This window comes from Aliikangiella litoralis, from assembly GCF_052495765.1.
Genome location: NZ_CP199292.1, coordinates 4,660,533 through 4,675,210 on the forward strand (window position 1 = coordinate 4,660,533; position 14,678 = coordinate 4,675,210).

A 14,678-nucleotide genomic window follows, 5' to 3' on the forward strand; every position below is an offset into this window, starting at 1 on the left:
TAAAAATTATTATCCCTTATGATTATCAGCAGTTCGTTTCTCTCCCCATTGACGCAACGCTTTGGTGTATCTTGATATTTTGTGATGACTAATAAAGCGCTGCTCTAATGAATAATTGAACCAAGGCTCTTTTGCCCACAACACCACCTTTTGATAAATACTTAAACTGTAACGCAACTTCACTTCTGTACCAATATAAATAATTCGACTGGGATAACCAATTTGATCCATTTTAGCCATATCTCTTAATAAGAGAGCTATTTCTTTTTGTTTTTTTGTACCAATAAAACCAAGTAATCTTGATAAATAATGCCAGATAAAACCTAATGCATGCACCATTGCAGGATTAGGCAATAATGGAACAGGATCACGAGCATTAACAATACGATAGATTGGTGTTTTTATATCATCTTGAAAGCTTGGTAAACTCACAGCAGGAGCACCAAATGTATAAGTACCACCACAAGAACAATGTGAATAAAACTTTGTTGCTAAATTAGCCAAAGCCCCTCCAAGACTATGCCCTCCAATGAACAATTGACAAGTAGCAACTTTTTCTAACGCTTCGCTCACTCTTGGGTGTACATCGATAAACTGTTGCCAAAATCCTGAATGAACTTTGGTTTTGATTTGATTAAGTTCAACATCGATTAATTTAGCAGAAATATCTGCTTTAATATCACCAAAACTCTCTGTTCCTCGATATATCAGATAAGCTGTCTGACCTCTTTTAGCAAGAAAAGCCTGAGTTTCATTTTCATTAAAGACATCAATTAATTCAAAGCCATGAGCTTCTAAAATACTTTGAAATGCTTGTCGAGCAGCTTCCAACCCTACACGATGGCCACCTAATAGGGAATCAGCAACTTTCTCAATTTTTTGAAATGTTGCTTTATTTTCAACAAAGCTCTCGACAATTTTTAAAAACTTTGTTATTTGATGCCCTCCCTCAAAAGGAAAGTAAGCTAAGCGAGAAAGTTCCGCCATTAACCATGCTTGTCGATCACTGAATGCAGCTCTATAGGTTGGAGGTGTCATTAAACCTTTTGATTGGAAGTACTTATTGCTATCATCTAACAAAGGTGATTTAGCGAGTATGTCTTTATCATTATTCATTATCTTCTCCTTGATTTGATTTCTTCATAGTAGTATTCAAAGACTTTGTAATCAAGTAATTATATTACCTATCAACATTCATATAACACTCACTAAAAAATAGTTTTCTTCCAATGTTTATTCCTTTTCCCTTCCCTCAAGAAACTGTGGAAGCTCATCACTAATTGAAAACCAATTGGCTTTATAGTCAACATAAATATGTGCATCAGGGCGTTCTTCAATCTCAGAATCTAAAGTCCCTAGTGTAAACTCAACCACATTGCCATCAGAGTTTTTCTCTTCAAATGTCATACTCGAACCACAATGCTGACAAAATTGACGTTTACTACCATTACTTGCAATGTAACTCTTTAATTGATCTTCACCTTTTAACCATTCAAAGTTTTTTTTCGCTGCAACCCCAAAAGTTGCAAAAGCCGCACCGTGAAATTTTCGACACATTGAACAATGACAATGCCCCATTTGTTGATTTATATGAGTCACTCGATACTGAATAGCACCACAAAGACATTGCCCTTGATAAAATTGTTTTTGTTCGATAGTCATACTTAACTAGCCTCATTCATCTTTCATATTAATTGTATCAACAGGTTGTTTTTTTCTTCAAACGACAATGACATAAGTAACATCTATTAATGCTTATTATAAAATAAACCATGTAACGTCAGCTTAAATGCTGCCACTTAGTAATAGAAATAATTATCTGCTATTTCTATTTAACTATGCCATTATAGTGCTGGAGAATTGGGCAGTTTCCGTAATAATTTTTATATTAAGGTTTTAATTGCAGTGGGTAACAAGAGTATCACTGTCCCAAAATTATACCATCCAATGTACTTTCTTTTACTTATACATAAATAAATGTCTTGTTTATTGATTAGTTAAAGCAGGTATCAACTCAAAAAGACGCTCTGATATATCTGGGATCTGTTTTTTCACAAAAGAATCAGTAAGGTGTTGGTGATCGCGAAAAATAATTGTTCCGTCTGCTGTTTTTGCTTGACATAACTGTTTAGGACAGACTAAATCATTAAGTGATAATAAGTGTATATTTGAGTATTTTTTTACTGTGCTTTTCAAGTAATTTTCAATGTTTTGAATCATAGGACTTGAAATAACTTCTTCGCAAAGAGTACTATCTACAATTTCTTGCATGTCCATTGTTTCATACTGTTTGACTAAACATCCTGGTGCATTAAATGAAAGACTTGGTGTACCAGGAATGATAATCACTTGATTGGCTATAGTTGATAATCGATCAAAAATACGTTTTGAACCATTAAGCCACTGTTTTTCTGTAAAATTATAAGTCGCTGAACTTCCGGTTATTATTACATCCGGTTGATAAGATGAAAGTAGATTAAGTATTTTATTTCGCCATTGTGTACATATATCAAAATTTTTACCAATTCGTTCATAAAATATATCTTCATCAACCATAGGACAGGCTGATTTAGTAAATACAATAATTTGCCATTCAGGCTTTTTAAATATCTCTGGTAAAGCAGAAAACCATTGCGCTAATACACTATCGCCTAATAGAATAACTGTTTTTTCAGCATCTTTAGGCCCAAAAGCGCAAGGACGAACTTCAGCATCAAGATACCAAGTATCACAGTTGTATGGGTAAATAATCGGTGCGTCCATTTTAGCGGCTATTGCTTTTTTAATGGGTTCTCTATTGTCATTTTCTGATTGATAAGTGAGGTATTTTGTTAAACCTAATAGAGTAATGCTGATAAAAATTACTGATACTAAAATAGTAATAGGAGCCGAATACCTACTCAATGCTCCTTTCCAAAATGGCAGTTCTATTAAGCGATAGCTCATCATAGAAAGTAGTAGTGAAATTAACAATAGAATGATGATGTTGGTTTTTTCTATCCCAATAGAAAAGCCCAATATTAAGACTGGCCAGTGCCAGAGATATAATGAATATGAACGATTACCAATCCATGTTAATAAGGAAGAAGCTAATAACTTATTAATAGAATTTTGTTTATCAGATTTTTTGTTAGCAATGATTAAAGCGGTACCGAAAGAGGGAAGCAAAGCCCAGAAGCCGGGATAAACTAATTCAGAGTGCATGAATATTGCACTTCCAAATATGAGTACCAAACCGATATAGGTATAGAGTGGCTGGTGGTTGCCGGATTGATGAGTTTTTTGTTGCCAAAGATAACCCCCCGCACCGAGAGAAAACTGCCAGATGCGCGAAGGCATTAAGTAAAAAGACCACAATGGTTGAGTGTAAGACCAATAAAGTGATAACGCTAAGCTGCTCGTTGCAATCATACCCAGCGCAATCAGTAAAGTATTTTCTTTAGATATTGAAGATGTTTTTACCCAAGACATAACAGCTAAAATAAACATTGGCCAAATGAGATAAAACTGCTCTTCAATACTTAATGACCAAGTATGTAAAAATAAATCCTTTGTTTGCAAATCAGAAAAATAATCTTTATTAGAAAACGCAAAAAATAAATTACTAGTCCAAGTGGCTGAGTAATACAATGACTGGCTTTGCTCATTCACTTCATAACTAGAAATAATCATTGGAGCCAAAAAACAGATACAACAAATCATAAATAACAGTGCTGGTAACAGTCGTCTTAACCTTCTTGCTAAAAATTGAAGAAAACGAATGGTTTCTGTTTTTTGATACTCTTGATAAAGAAGCCCAGTGATTAAATAACCAGAAAGAACAAAAAAGACATCAACACCAATAAAGCCTCCCGCAAAGAAAGAAAAGTTTGCATGGGCTAATATGACCAACAAAATAGCAATAGCCCGCAATCCTTGAATATCAGGGCGAAATGAAAGTTGAATTGCTGTTGACATTAATTAACTTTGACCATTCTTTATTTTGTATAAAGATACATTAATTCCTTAAGTTATTAAAATAGATTTCATTTTTTCTTTAATATTTTTAGCCATTTGTGCGGTAGTTAAAATATTTATAATTAAGGCTACGGTTTTAAATAATTTCCATGATGGTAAAAAAACCTCGATTATCCGAGAAGGTGTTTCATCGAGGTTCTTTATTTTAGTTCTTTAATAAAAACTAGGGCTTATTTTTTTTGATACCTTCAATTAAGGCAATAAGTATACCTAAAAAGAAAATACATAAAGCACTTATTCCAATTATCCTAAGTTTGCTTCTATATAATCCATCAAAAAAGTAATAGTCTAGGGCGGCAAGTGCTAATGTACAAAATAACAATAGCAAAGTGCCATTTGTAATCTTTTTTAACAAGCTATAAATATTTTGTTTATCCATTTTGGTTAATTACATCCGCATTCAGAATCTTTACCTGCATATACACCTGCTAGCAAATTCTCTATTCCAGCTCCAACGCCAGCACTAACATTTGTTCTAAGAGCTGCGTTCGTATCAATAACTTTAGGATCTAAAACTCCCATACGTTCACCTATTCTACCGAAAAAACCTCTTTTAACGCGAGTGAATTTGTGTGGAATATATGTTTTAGCTATTCTTCCGTAGACTCCACCAATGACCGCGAACCCTCCGTTGATTAAAATGGGGTTTTCCCATATTGTTGTCTATTATCGCAGACTTTGCAGTGTATTCATTAATTCTTCCGCCGCCCAGTTTTTTGGCATCAATTCCTGCGCTGATATTGATAGAGAAAAAGCACCTTCCATAAACGCCAAAACAAAAGCAACTTTATTATCAAGCACACTTTCACTTAACTCACATCCTAAATAATCACTTAATAATTCTTTTAAAACTGATTGCTGTGCTTTTAATGCTAACAAAAAAGCCTCCTTCACTTCTGGTTGCCTAACCGCTTCAGCAGCAATCATTACCCAAGCTGCAACCGCACTATCATTTGAGCCTTCTCCCAAGGCCAGTCTTGCATTGATAAAAGCTTTTAATCTTAGCTCAGCAGTCGTTGCGTGTTCACAAAATCCCAGATAACGCAACTCTAGAATACGGGCTAACTCTTCCACCGCCGCCAACAATATTTTTTGTTTCGATTCAAAGTGATAGTGAATCAAACCTGATGACAAACCTGCTGCCTGAGCGATTACTTGGATTGACGCCCCCTCATAGCCTTGTTCGGCCATAACTTGCATCATTGCCTGAACGATTTGAGCCCTTCTTTGTAATTTATTAGATGGCCTTCCCATACTACTCTCAATTTTTTCTTATCGATAAATACATCATAACCTTTATTTGGTTAAATAACCAAATAACTTGACAAAAACAATTATCACAGATAACCTAAACTTTAATTGGTTAATCAACCAAATTAAAAAGAGGTACTATAATGGAATTAAACCAGTCTCAAATAAGCAGCAACACATATTCACAACAATCAAAAGCGGTCTACGCCTTTTCCGCGGATCCTATTACCAATGGGCATATCAATTTAGTGACAAGAATTAGTGATAGCTTTCAACAAGTTATTGTCGGTATAGGACGCAATCCGCTAAAATCTTATTTATTTTCCTTAGAAGAACGGTTGTCTTTAGCCAAAAAAGCACTACAACATTTACCAAATGTTAGAGTAGTATCTTTTCGAGGCATGGTCGTTGATTTTGCTTGTGAACAAGGCGCTAACATCATTGTTAAAGGTATACGCAATGCTACCGATTTTGATTATGAACAAACTCATCACCAAGTTGGAGTCAGTCAACAAGCAGGAATAGACACACACATTTTATTCGCCGACCCAACACTAGCTCACGTTAGTTCAAGTGCCGTCAAAGCAATTCAAATAGAGCATGGTACACTTGAAAAATATGTGCCTTTAGTGGTTAAATCAGCTCTAGAGGCCAAAATATCTAAACAGTTGATAGTTGGTATAACAGGTGAAATTGCATCAGGCAAATCAACCTTATGTGAACAATTAGTTGAAACAGCAAATGATATTAATATTCCAATCCATCATATTGATTTAGATTCTATTGGTCACGAATTGCTTCAGGCTAATCATTCACCACTTCACCAAAAAACATCACAAGCGGTAATTGATAAGTTTGGTGAAGATATATGCATCGATGGCGTTATATGTCGCAAAAAACTCGCAAAAAAAATATTTTTCAATTCAAATTATCTAAATCAGTTAAACACTATCTTGCTCAACCCCGTAAAGGTTCTAATTCGAAAGAAAATCTACGGGAAAAAAGGTCTCATTTTAATTAATGGTGCACTTTTAGCCGAAGCGGAACTATTATCTATTTGTAATAATCAATTAATACTAATTGACGTACCCTCAAACATTCAACTTAAACGATTAAAAAAACGTGGTTACTCCAGTGAAGAAATAACAAATCGGCAAACATCACAATATTCGTTTACTCAAAAAAAAATATCAATAGAAAAATCTATTACAGCAGCACAGCATGGCAAGCTTTGGATAAAAAACACTTTAGCTTTAGAAACTAAAAAGCAAATAATTGAGTTATTAAAAAGCATTATTAATGAGTCGAATGCCAAACAACTTTTTAACATACAAGAACAAGGGGATATCAAACAATGTTAACCCAAAAATTAAACCAGCGCTTTATTAATTTAATCAATCAATATTCACAATCAAATATTGAAAACAGTTCATTAAACTCAACAATAATACATACTATTTTTAATTACTACACAGAATCTCACCGAAAATATCATAACTTAAATCATCTTGAACAAATGTTTAAAGCATTAGAAAAATGCCCTGTCAATAATTGTATCATGCAATGGTCAACCTGGTTTCATGACATAATTTATCAACCCGGCTCTAGCCATAATGAAGAAAAAAGTGCCGCGTTAGCTAAAAAGATAATGTGCACATTAAATATTCCACAGAATGAAATTAACCAGACTATTCATATGATATTAGCGACCAAAGCACATCACAGCAATAGTAATGATCAAGCACTCCTCCTGTTTCTTGACACTGACATGTCAATATTAGGAGCTAATAAAGATAACTACCAAAAATATATCAAAGCCATTAGAATAGAGCACCAACATATACCAGACTTAATATTTTATCCAGCAAGAAAAAGATTTTTGAATAAAACATTAGAAAGAGAAAATATTTTTTTAACTCAATATTTTAGAGACAAATATGAAGATAATGCTAGGGGAAATATTAAACTTGAATTAAAAAACATTTAGAAAAATCAAAAACAAATGGCTATTTACTCATGCTATTAGTTTTTCTTAGTCATCATTATTTGTGTATACTAATCGCTTGTTCTTAATTATTTAACATGCATAATAACGCAATCAACGATATCTCAAGGCATTATCATTAATTATAAAGAGTCGACAACAAAACCGAAACATCCTTTAATTAATATTTGTGACCACTTAAGAACAATGATAATCTAACTTAAAATAACTAAATAACCACTGTACAAATGAAATTAAAAATTAACATCATCGATGCATTTACCGACTCTGTCTTTAAAGGAAACCCAGCAGCAGTTATACTTCTAGAAGATTGGTTAACAGAAGAACAGATGCAATCAATAGCTAGTGAAAATAATTTATCAGAAACTGCATTTGCTAAAAAAACAAAAGAGAACACATTTAAAATAAGATGGTTTTCTCCTATAACAGAAATAGCATTTTGCGGTCATGCGACATTGGCCACTGCCTTTGTTATTTTTAATCAAACCTCTGATATTAACGAAATTATTTTTGAAACCAATAGTGTTGGTAATTTAATTATTCATAAAGAGAATAAGAATATTCAAATGAGTTTTCCTAATAGAGCGCCTCAAAAGCTACTGCATTATCCCAATCAACTTATCCAAGGTTTATCGATTAAACCACTTGAAGTCTGGCAAAATGAACAGGCTTATTTTGTCATTTATAATTCAGAAAATGATGTACTAGAAGTTAAGCAAAATTCTGAGCAGCTTAAAGCACTTTTCCCCTATGATGTTGTTGTCACTGCTTCTTCTCAGAAGTACGACTTTGTATCACGTTATTTCTGGCCGGCGAATGGCGGAGATGAAGATCCAGTCACTGGCTCAATTCATGCCGGATTAGCACCATTTTGGGCAGATAGATTAAATAAAACTGAGCTGCTAGCCTATCAAGCCTCTAAGCGTGGTGGTTTAGTCAAGTGTCAAATACTTCAAAATAGAATACTAATATCAGGTACTGCTGTTGAATATTTAGACGGCTGGATCAATATATAATTTTTATTAAATCACCATAGAGTAATCACTTGAAAAAACTTAAAATTTTGAGCGTAATACTAACCATCATTTATTTATTAGTGGCTGCTTTATTATTTCTATTTCAAAGAAGTTTGCTTTATTTTCCCAGTTCAAAATACCAGCACAACTTCAATATTGAGAAGTTTTATCATCAAGAAGCGACTATTGAAGTAATCGTTTTAAACCCCAACAATGAAAAATCTATACTTTATTTTGGAGGAAATGCTGAATCAGTCGTTAATAATGCGGATCAATTTTCTAAGATATTTCCATCTCATACCGTTTATTTAGTCAACTATAGAGGTTATGCTGGCAGTACAGGTAATCCTAGTGAAAAAGCGCTTTTTGCCGATGCTCAGCTAATTTTTGATAATATTAAACCAAAACACTCAACAGTTTCTGTTATGGGTCGAAGTTTAGGAAGTGGCGTGGCAGTATTTCTAGCCTCTACTAGAAAAATCAGCAAAATGGTACTTGTTACCCCTTATGATAGTATTCAACAAGTAGCGCAAGAACGATATCCTATTTTTCCGACAAATATCTTGTTAAAAGATCATTTCGATTCTATTAGTCGAGTTAAAAAAATAACAGCGACTACTTTAATTATATTAGCAGAACATGACAAAGTCATATCCAAAGATCGCTCTAAAAAACTAATAGACGCTTTTCCAAGTTCACAAATTACAACAAAAACCATTATGGGTAGCGGACACAACAATTTATCAATCAAAAAAGATTATTACAAATTGCTTATAGATTTTTTAGAAAAATAAAAATTATATTTTAAATCGAGCAACGAGTTCTTTTAGATTCGCTGCAATATCATCAATCGATTGACTATTTTTGGCTGAATCTTGTGCAGCTTCCCCGGTTGTTTCGGAGAGATTTTTTACATTTAAAATACTGACATTAATTTGTTCTGCAACTGACTTTTGCTCAGATGCAGCTAAAGCGATCTGCTCTCCCATATTACTAATATTACTAACAGATGCTGATATTTTTTGTAATGCATCACCTGCTAGCTTTGCATTTTCAACAGTCGATTTACTTTTTTCATTGCCACTAGTCATTGCTTTTACTGATAGTGAAGCTGATGACTGTAGATTAGCAATCATTACACGAATTTCTTCAGTCGACTCTTGGGTTTTACTTGCCAAGGTTCTCACTTCATCAGCAACAACAGCAAAACCTCTACCACTATCTCCAGCTCTTGCCGCTTCTATAGCAGCATTTAATGCAAGCAAGTTGGTTTGATCGGCTATTCCTTGAATAACATCTAATACAGAACCAATCCCTTCTACATTTGATTGTAACTCATTAATTGATTCAGAAGCCGAACTCAACTCAACTGCCAACTCACTAATAGAGTGAATAGTTGCCTGAACAATATCATAACCAGCCTTTGAATCTTTATCCGCACTAGCTGTAGAACTAGCGGTTTCTGATGCAGAACTTGCAACTGCTTGTACTGTTGAAAGCATTTGATCAGTTGCCGTTGCCACTTGTTCAATTTCTAAGTTTTGTTGAGTAATAGTGTCATTTGTTTTCGATGCTGATTCATTATTATTTTTCGCTGTAGTCACAAGCTCATTGGTTGCATTAATCACTTTAAAAACAAGCGCATTTGTATTTTTTATCATTTTATTAATATGCAATGCAATAATACTCATTTCATCTTTGGAGTTTATATCAACATTAACGGTCAAATCACCATCTGCAACCAAATTTACTGATTGTCTAATTTGGGAAATCGACTCTTGGATATTTTTATAAAAGCAAGCAAAAAGATATATCGCACCAATAACAAGTAATAACGATGAAGTAATATTAATAAAAACATCTACATTAATTTCTTGTTCTCTTTCAGTAAAAACTCGGATAAGCTCATTATAAATTAAATCTAATAACGTATCTGACTTTGCTACAACTCTTTTTCCTACAGTAAGAAACTCTTCTGCACTAACTTCAATATTATCAGGCACCAATAATTTATCATTAGTTATTTTTAGCAATTCATTGATATTATCATTGAGAGAATCAAATAACGGAGAAATTTCACCACTATCGACTCTACCATCTAAAGCACCATCTATAGTATGAGTTAATTTTTTTTGATTAATTTTTAATTTTTCAAAACTATTCGACAAATCGATAAATGTATCTTGATTAAAACCCTCACTTGCAATTACACCACTTCCTATGCTTTGAAGCTGCCCCGCAACATCGATTAATACTGGAGTATCGTTGACATAAGCTCGAATCAAAAATGCACTATAGCTTTGGCTATCAACCATCAAAGGACTTTGCTCTTGAAGCATGTTCATCGTTTGATTAATATCTTTCGCTAAAATAGACAATTCTTTAAACGCAACATCGCTCATACCTAAATTTACTTTTATACGTTTCCAAACCTCTTGCAAACGTCTAATATTGGTTTGCTGACTTTGTTTTAAATCACTCGAATCTAGCGTTTTTAACAGCGTACCAAATTGTTGTTCAATCGTACTAGACATTTGTTTCTGCTGTAGACTCATATTCCCTTTTTCACTTAAATGGATTATTCCTCTTAAATGTACAATATGAGTTAATAACTGCTTGACCAAAGCTATCTGTTTTAAGCTTTTCTTTTCGAGTTGAATAACCTCAATAGAAGTAAAATGTTTTGTTACCGTATAATGGGCAATGTAACCAACAGGTACAAGGTATAGAACAAAAATGATAACAAATTTTTTAACCAAAGAAATACGGTTGAATAACTCAAGTCCCGGCTTCAAAATCATTGTTAGCATCTTATTGTCTACCACTATATATCATTAATTAACGGATGGTAGATTGAGTATAGTAAAATGCACCAATTATGCTAAAACTCAGACTATTTCCTTGATAGAAGCTTTTTATCCCATAACTCAGGTTCTCTTAAATTAAAGCTATCATCAATATGAACTGGATCTTCTGAACGAAAATCACCTCCCCAACGCAGTTTTTTATCATCACGAATCATTTGGATAAATTGTCTAACTTCCGTAGGCAAAGTATCTAACTTTGATTTTTTTAGCATTTTAGAGTTAAAAAAACCCGAGTTAGCCTGAATATTCATATCAATTGCATGGCCAATAAGGTGGTTAGAACGAGACGCAGGTTTTACAATATTACCTTGAACTGTTTTATCGGGTTCACGAGAAGAAGAAGTGACATAAATTTGAATATTACATTGCTTAGCAAATGAATTAAGACGATCAAGACAGGGGAAAAAATCAGTATCCGCATAAATTGTCTTACCAATAAAGTGGCTATTGGCATAAACTTCTATCTGACATTTCTCGCTTTGCTGGAAGCTTACATTAAACACTACATCCTCATTGCTCGCTATATCAGTATCAATAAAATCAGCACTCACATACCCAATTTCGCCAGTTCGGGTTTTCACTTTTAACCAAGTATGCTCTTCTAGTATTTCGACACTGGTTCCTTTACGTAACACTTTGATGACTTTGCCCGGTTTGGCTTTTTGTCTTAAATTTAATCCACCACTTGGAGTTACGTGAGCCATACTCAAATCCTCAAAAAGATTTATTTCAAAATAATTTATTCCTTCATTAACTGCGACTATCAACTCAATAAAAACATTAACTTTAAATCAATTAGTTATTTCATCAAAAGATGCCTCAACTACCAGGAACCTTTAATGTCAGACCGGTTGCTGTATTAATTGCTCCCCATAAAACACTCACAACTGCATTCCATACTTTTTCTATTGTTACAACAACTAAACCTTGTAATGTTTTTGCAAAATTACGTGCCATTTCCTCTAACGAGTTTAAAAAAAACTCTCTTAGATCTTCGTCAATATCGCCCGTAATAATCCCTTTTGCTATCAGTTCTGATTGTTTAGCCAATGCCTTTACTTGTCTTTCTGAAAAACCTTGCAATACTGTAATATCTTGGTTAATCACTCCTGAGGCAGCTTGTTTAATATCTTGAATAAGTTGGTTTACATCAATTGTCATAATAATTCTCCTTTATCTTTCTAGAAAAGCTTCATAAGTTAAAGCTTGATCCATTGATATAATGACAGCATTTTTAAAGACAGGAACTAAATCTTTCCCTAACCCTTTTGCCTGATCTGTATCTCGCATTTTGACTAAATTATTTGAAACCATTTCTAGTGCATTGGCGCTGGGTGCAACTCCGTCAGCCAATTTGCCAACACCTCTTGACTGTAAATATTGATTAACTTTTTCTGTGACTTTATTTTGCGGTACTGGGCGTGCTTTTGATTGCAATGCTAACGCATCCACATTTCCAATAATATCATTGTACATTTTTTCTCTTTGAGAAAAGTCATCGGCTTTTGTCCCTTTAGAAACAGAAGCAAACAATGCCATAATTTTAATGTTTGTTTGTGTAATTCCATCAAACAAAGCTTTATCATAAGCTGGTGCTAGTTGAACAGCGCAAGCATTCAACATAAACACAACCAATAATATAAAGACTTGGGTATAGAGCTGCCTGAGTCGTTTCATTTTTTCTCCTTAAAGTAATAACGCTAATAAGATTAACATAAATCCTATTCCATATTTTTAGTTATCTCAGTTTAACTTAAAACCCGTATTGAGATAACCAGTCGATAGACAACACACTACTCAAGCCTACTTTAAACAGGTTAATATTTAACCAAAACAAAATCAACCTATTCATTATCTTGATCCATTTTAACTGGTGTAATGCGATATCCCGGCTTTAAATCTTCTACTGCATATCCTTGCTCTAAAATGACATCCCGAAGTCTATCAGAAGCTTGCCAATCTTGGTTTTTCCTAACTAATATTCGCTGCTCAGCAAGACGAATAACGTCATCTGGGATGATTACTTCATCTGCCTTTATATTATGCAGGTTTAAACCTAATAATTGGTTAAAATAAAGTATAGTCGCTTTTTTGTCTGCCGCAGAAACTTGACTTTGTACTAATTTCCATAAAACTGCCAACGCCTCAGGCGTATTTAAGTCGTGGTTCAACTTAGCAACAAATTGTCTTGAATAGCTTTCATCAACTTTACCACCGTCAGGATAAGTCAGCATCACACGTCTAAGACGTGATAATGCACGGCTCGCGCCTTCTAATGATTGCCAGGTAAAATTCAAACGACTACGGTAATGACTGGTCAACGCTAAATAGCGATAAGCTAAAGGATCAAACTTCTTCTCGACTAAATCAGATAACAAAATCGATTTTCCTGATTTTGCCACTTTTTGTTTATCAATTTGCAAAAAATATCCATGCATCCAAAAATTAGCCATATGTGTTTTATAACGAGCTTGCGATTGCGCAATTTCATTAGAGTGGTGAACAGCAATATGATCTTCCCCGCCAAGATGGATATCAAACATGGTTCCTAAATATCGTTCAGCCATTGCAGAACATTCTATATGCCATCCTGGAAAACCTTCCCCCCAAGGACTTTGCCATTTCATCTGACGAGGTTCATCGCCGCAAAACTTCCATAGTGCAAAATCAGTAATATTACGCTTTTCTTTAAATTCGACTCGTGCGCCAGCCTGTAGCCCTTGAATATCTAGTCTGGCAAGGTGCCCATAATCATCCAACTTTGCAGTATCAAAATAAACACCGTCAGATGTCTCGTAAGTAAAACCTTTTTCTTCTAATGCCTTAACAAACTCAATTTGTTCATCAATATGATCAGTTGCTCGGCAAACAATGCCAGGTGTCTTTATATTGAGCAAATTTAAGTCTTTAAAAAAGCATTCTTCAAAGTAAAGAGCAATATCCCAAGCCGATTGTTTTCTTTTTCTAGAACCTTTTTCCATTTTATCTTCGCCGCTATCAGCATCAGAAACCAAGTGCCCCACATCCGTTATATTCATCACATGATTCACTTGATACCCATTGAACTCTAATGTCCGACGTAATAAATCAACCAACAAATAGGTCCTTAAATTACCGATATGCGCAAAATCATAAACCGTTGGCCCACAAGCATATAACCCCACTTTTTCTGGTTCAATAGATTCAAATTTTACGATATCTCTCCGATAGCTATCAAATAAGTGCAAAGGGTAATGATTCGACATAATTAAAAACCTTTATTCAATAATTAAGCATAAAAAAAGGGCCGTAGATTTTAGTCTACGGCCCTTTGTTAAAAAGTTTTAAGCGTTAAAAAACAAAACCAAGCCGTCGAAATAGACAGCAACAAGTTTTATTTATATCGATTCGCTTAATAAAATTCATTTTATTATGTTTTGTAGTTTGCTTGATTTTTGTAGTTTGTTCAGTAATATTCCTATCGAGTTTAACACAATAAACACCGAATACAATAGTTCCTTTTATTAACAATTCTCGAACTTA

At 33.9% G+C, this 14,678-nt stretch carries 15 protein-coding genes; 4 read left to right on the forward strand and 11 right to left on the reverse strand.

The annotated features are described in order from the left end of the window. Positions 1 to 9 precede the first annotated feature (9 nt). The 6 genes from ACT5E3_RS19420 to ACT5E3_RS19445 form a co-directional block, all read right to left on the reverse strand. Complete coding sequence (locus ACT5E3_RS19420) at positions 10 to 1,116, reverse strand: lipase family protein (RefSeq protein WP_444995213.1); 1,107 nt, start codon at positions 1,114 to 1,116, stop codon at positions 10 to 12. Between the two features lie 117 nt (positions 1,117 to 1,233). Further along, entirely contained in the window at positions 1,234 to 1,662 is a 429-nt protein-coding gene (locus tag ACT5E3_RS19425) for a GFA family protein (RefSeq protein ID WP_444995214.1), read from the reverse strand. A 324-nt stretch (positions 1,663 to 1,986) separates the two neighbouring features. Further along, the gene (locus tag ACT5E3_RS19430; protein ID WP_444995215.1) at positions 1,987 to 3,957 is read right to left on the reverse strand and encodes an acyltransferase family protein; all 1,971 of its coding nucleotides are present in this window, start codon (positions 3,955 to 3,957) and stop codon (positions 1,987 to 1,989) included. 223 nt (positions 3,958 to 4,180) lie between these two features. Then, a complete protein-coding gene (locus tag ACT5E3_RS19435; protein ID WP_444995216.1) occupies positions 4,181 to 4,396 on the reverse strand; it encodes a hypothetical protein in 216 nt (71 codons plus the stop codon). Between the two features lie 5 nt (positions 4,397 to 4,401). Beyond that, positions 4,402 to 4,539: a hypothetical protein gene (locus ACT5E3_RS19440; RefSeq protein ID WP_444995217.1), complete on the reverse strand. Its 138-nt coding sequence runs from the start codon at positions 4,537 to 4,539 to the stop codon at positions 4,402 to 4,404. A 144-nt stretch (positions 4,540 to 4,683) separates the two neighbouring features. Beyond that, entirely contained in the window at positions 4,684 to 5,271 is a 588-nt protein-coding gene (locus tag ACT5E3_RS19445; RefSeq protein ID WP_444995218.1) for a TetR/AcrR family transcriptional regulator, read from the reverse strand. Between the two features lie 140 nt (positions 5,272 to 5,411). Between ACT5E3_RS19445 and coaD the strand changes: the two genes are divergently transcribed. From coaD to ACT5E3_RS19465, 4 genes are all read left to right on the forward strand, one after another. Beyond that, positions 5,412 to 6,629 carry a pantetheine-phosphate adenylyltransferase gene (coaD, locus tag ACT5E3_RS19450; RefSeq protein WP_444995219.1) on the forward strand — a complete coding sequence of 406 codons (1,218 nt, stop codon included), beginning with the start codon at positions 5,412 to 5,414 and terminating at the stop codon, positions 6,627 to 6,629. Continuing rightward, positions 6,623 to 7,255 carry an HD domain-containing protein gene (locus ACT5E3_RS19455; protein ID WP_444995220.1) on the forward strand — a complete coding sequence of 211 codons (633 nt, stop codon included), beginning with the start codon at positions 6,623 to 6,625 and terminating at the stop codon, positions 7,253 to 7,255. The genes coaD and ACT5E3_RS19455 overlap by 7 nt, the downstream gene beginning before the upstream one ends. Positions 7,256 to 7,500: 245 nt before the next feature. Continuing rightward, positions 7,501 to 8,289 carry a PhzF family phenazine biosynthesis protein gene (locus tag ACT5E3_RS19460; RefSeq protein WP_444995221.1) on the forward strand — a complete coding sequence of 263 codons (789 nt, stop codon included), beginning with the start codon at positions 7,501 to 7,503 and terminating at the stop codon, positions 8,287 to 8,289. Positions 8,290 to 8,318: 29 nt separating this feature from the next. Continuing rightward, positions 8,319 to 9,083, forward strand: a complete 765-nt coding sequence (locus tag ACT5E3_RS19465) for an alpha/beta hydrolase (RefSeq protein WP_444995222.1) — start codon at positions 8,319 to 8,321, stop codon at positions 9,081 to 9,083. A 3-nt stretch (positions 9,084 to 9,086) separates the two neighbouring features. Here ACT5E3_RS19465 and ACT5E3_RS19470 read toward each other — a convergent pair whose 3' ends face one another. The 5 genes from ACT5E3_RS19470 to cysS all read right to left on the reverse strand — a co-directional run bounded on the left by ACT5E3_RS19470 (position 9,087) and on the right by cysS (position 14,401). Continuing rightward, positions 9,087 to 11,090, reverse strand: a complete 2,004-nt coding sequence (locus ACT5E3_RS19470; protein WP_444995223.1) for a methyl-accepting chemotaxis protein — start codon at positions 11,088 to 11,090, stop codon at positions 9,087 to 9,089. 92 nt (positions 11,091 to 11,182) lie between these two features. Next, positions 11,183 to 11,860: an SH3 domain-containing protein gene (locus ACT5E3_RS19475; RefSeq protein ID WP_444995224.1), complete on the reverse strand. Its 678-nt coding sequence runs from the start codon at positions 11,858 to 11,860 to the stop codon at positions 11,183 to 11,185. Positions 11,861 to 11,975: 115 nt separating this feature from the next. Next, positions 11,976 to 12,317, reverse strand: coding sequence for a hypothetical protein (locus ACT5E3_RS19480; RefSeq protein ID WP_444995225.1), 342 nt, complete (start codon positions 12,315 to 12,317; stop codon positions 11,976 to 11,978). 12 nt (positions 12,318 to 12,329) lie between these two features. Beyond that, complete coding sequence (locus tag ACT5E3_RS19485; RefSeq protein WP_444995226.1) at positions 12,330 to 12,833, reverse strand: hypothetical protein; 504 nt, start codon at positions 12,831 to 12,833, stop codon at positions 12,330 to 12,332. A gap of 167 nt (positions 12,834 to 13,000) precedes the next feature. Then, positions 13,001 to 14,401, reverse strand: coding sequence for a cysteine--tRNA ligase (gene cysS / locus ACT5E3_RS19490; protein WP_444995227.1), 1,401 nt, complete (start codon positions 14,399 to 14,401; stop codon positions 13,001 to 13,003). Positions 14,402 to 14,678: the final 277 nt, after the last annotated feature.

Bases quoted from the DNA above. Each gene is read 5' to 3' on its own strand.
- cysS (WP_444995227.1), bottom strand. From the start codon at position 14,401: ATGTCGAATCATTACCCTTTGCACTTATTTGATAGCTATCGGAGAGAT.
- ACT5E3_RS19460 (WP_444995221.1), top strand. From the start codon at position 7,501: ATGAAATTAAAAATTAACATCATCGATGCATTTACCGACTCTGTCTTT.
- ACT5E3_RS19480 (WP_444995225.1), bottom strand. From the start codon at position 12,317: ATGACAATTGATGTAAACCAACTTATTCAAGATATTAAACAAGCTGCC.
- ACT5E3_RS19435 (WP_444995216.1), bottom strand. From the start codon at position 4,396: ATGGATAAACAAAATATTTATAGCTTGTTAAAAAAGATTACAAATGGC.
- ACT5E3_RS19455 (WP_444995220.1), top strand. From the start codon at position 6,623: ATGTTAACCCAAAAATTAAACCAGCGCTTTATTAATTTAATCAATCAA.
- ACT5E3_RS19475 (WP_444995224.1), bottom strand. From the start codon at position 11,860: ATGGCTCACGTAACTCCAAGTGGTGGATTAAATTTAAGACAAAAAGCC.
- ACT5E3_RS19485 (WP_444995226.1), bottom strand. From the start codon at position 12,833: ATGAAACGACTCAGGCAGCTCTATACCCAAGTCTTTATATTATTGGTT.
- ACT5E3_RS19470 (WP_444995223.1), bottom strand. From the start codon at position 11,090: ATGATTTTGAAGCCGGGACTTGAGTTATTCAACCGTATTTCTTTGGTT.
- ACT5E3_RS19425 (WP_444995214.1), bottom strand. From the start codon at position 1,662: ATGACTATCGAACAAAAACAATTTTATCAAGGGCAATGTCTTTGTGGT.
- coaD (WP_444995219.1), top strand. From the start codon at position 5,412: ATGGAATTAAACCAGTCTCAAATAAGCAGCAACACATATTCACAACAA.
- ACT5E3_RS19420 (WP_444995213.1), bottom strand. From the start codon at position 1,116: ATGAATAATGATAAAGACATACTCGCTAAATCACCTTTGTTAGATGAT.
- ACT5E3_RS19440 (WP_444995217.1), bottom strand. From the start codon at position 4,539: ATGGGAGTTTTAGATCCTAAAGTTATTGATACGAACGCAGCTCTTAGA.
- ACT5E3_RS19430 (WP_444995215.1), bottom strand. From the start codon at position 3,957: ATGTCAACAGCAATTCAACTTTCATTTCGCCCTGATATTCAAGGATTG.
- ACT5E3_RS19445 (WP_444995218.1), bottom strand. From the start codon at position 5,271: ATGGGAAGGCCATCTAATAAATTACAAAGAAGGGCTCAAATCGTTCAG.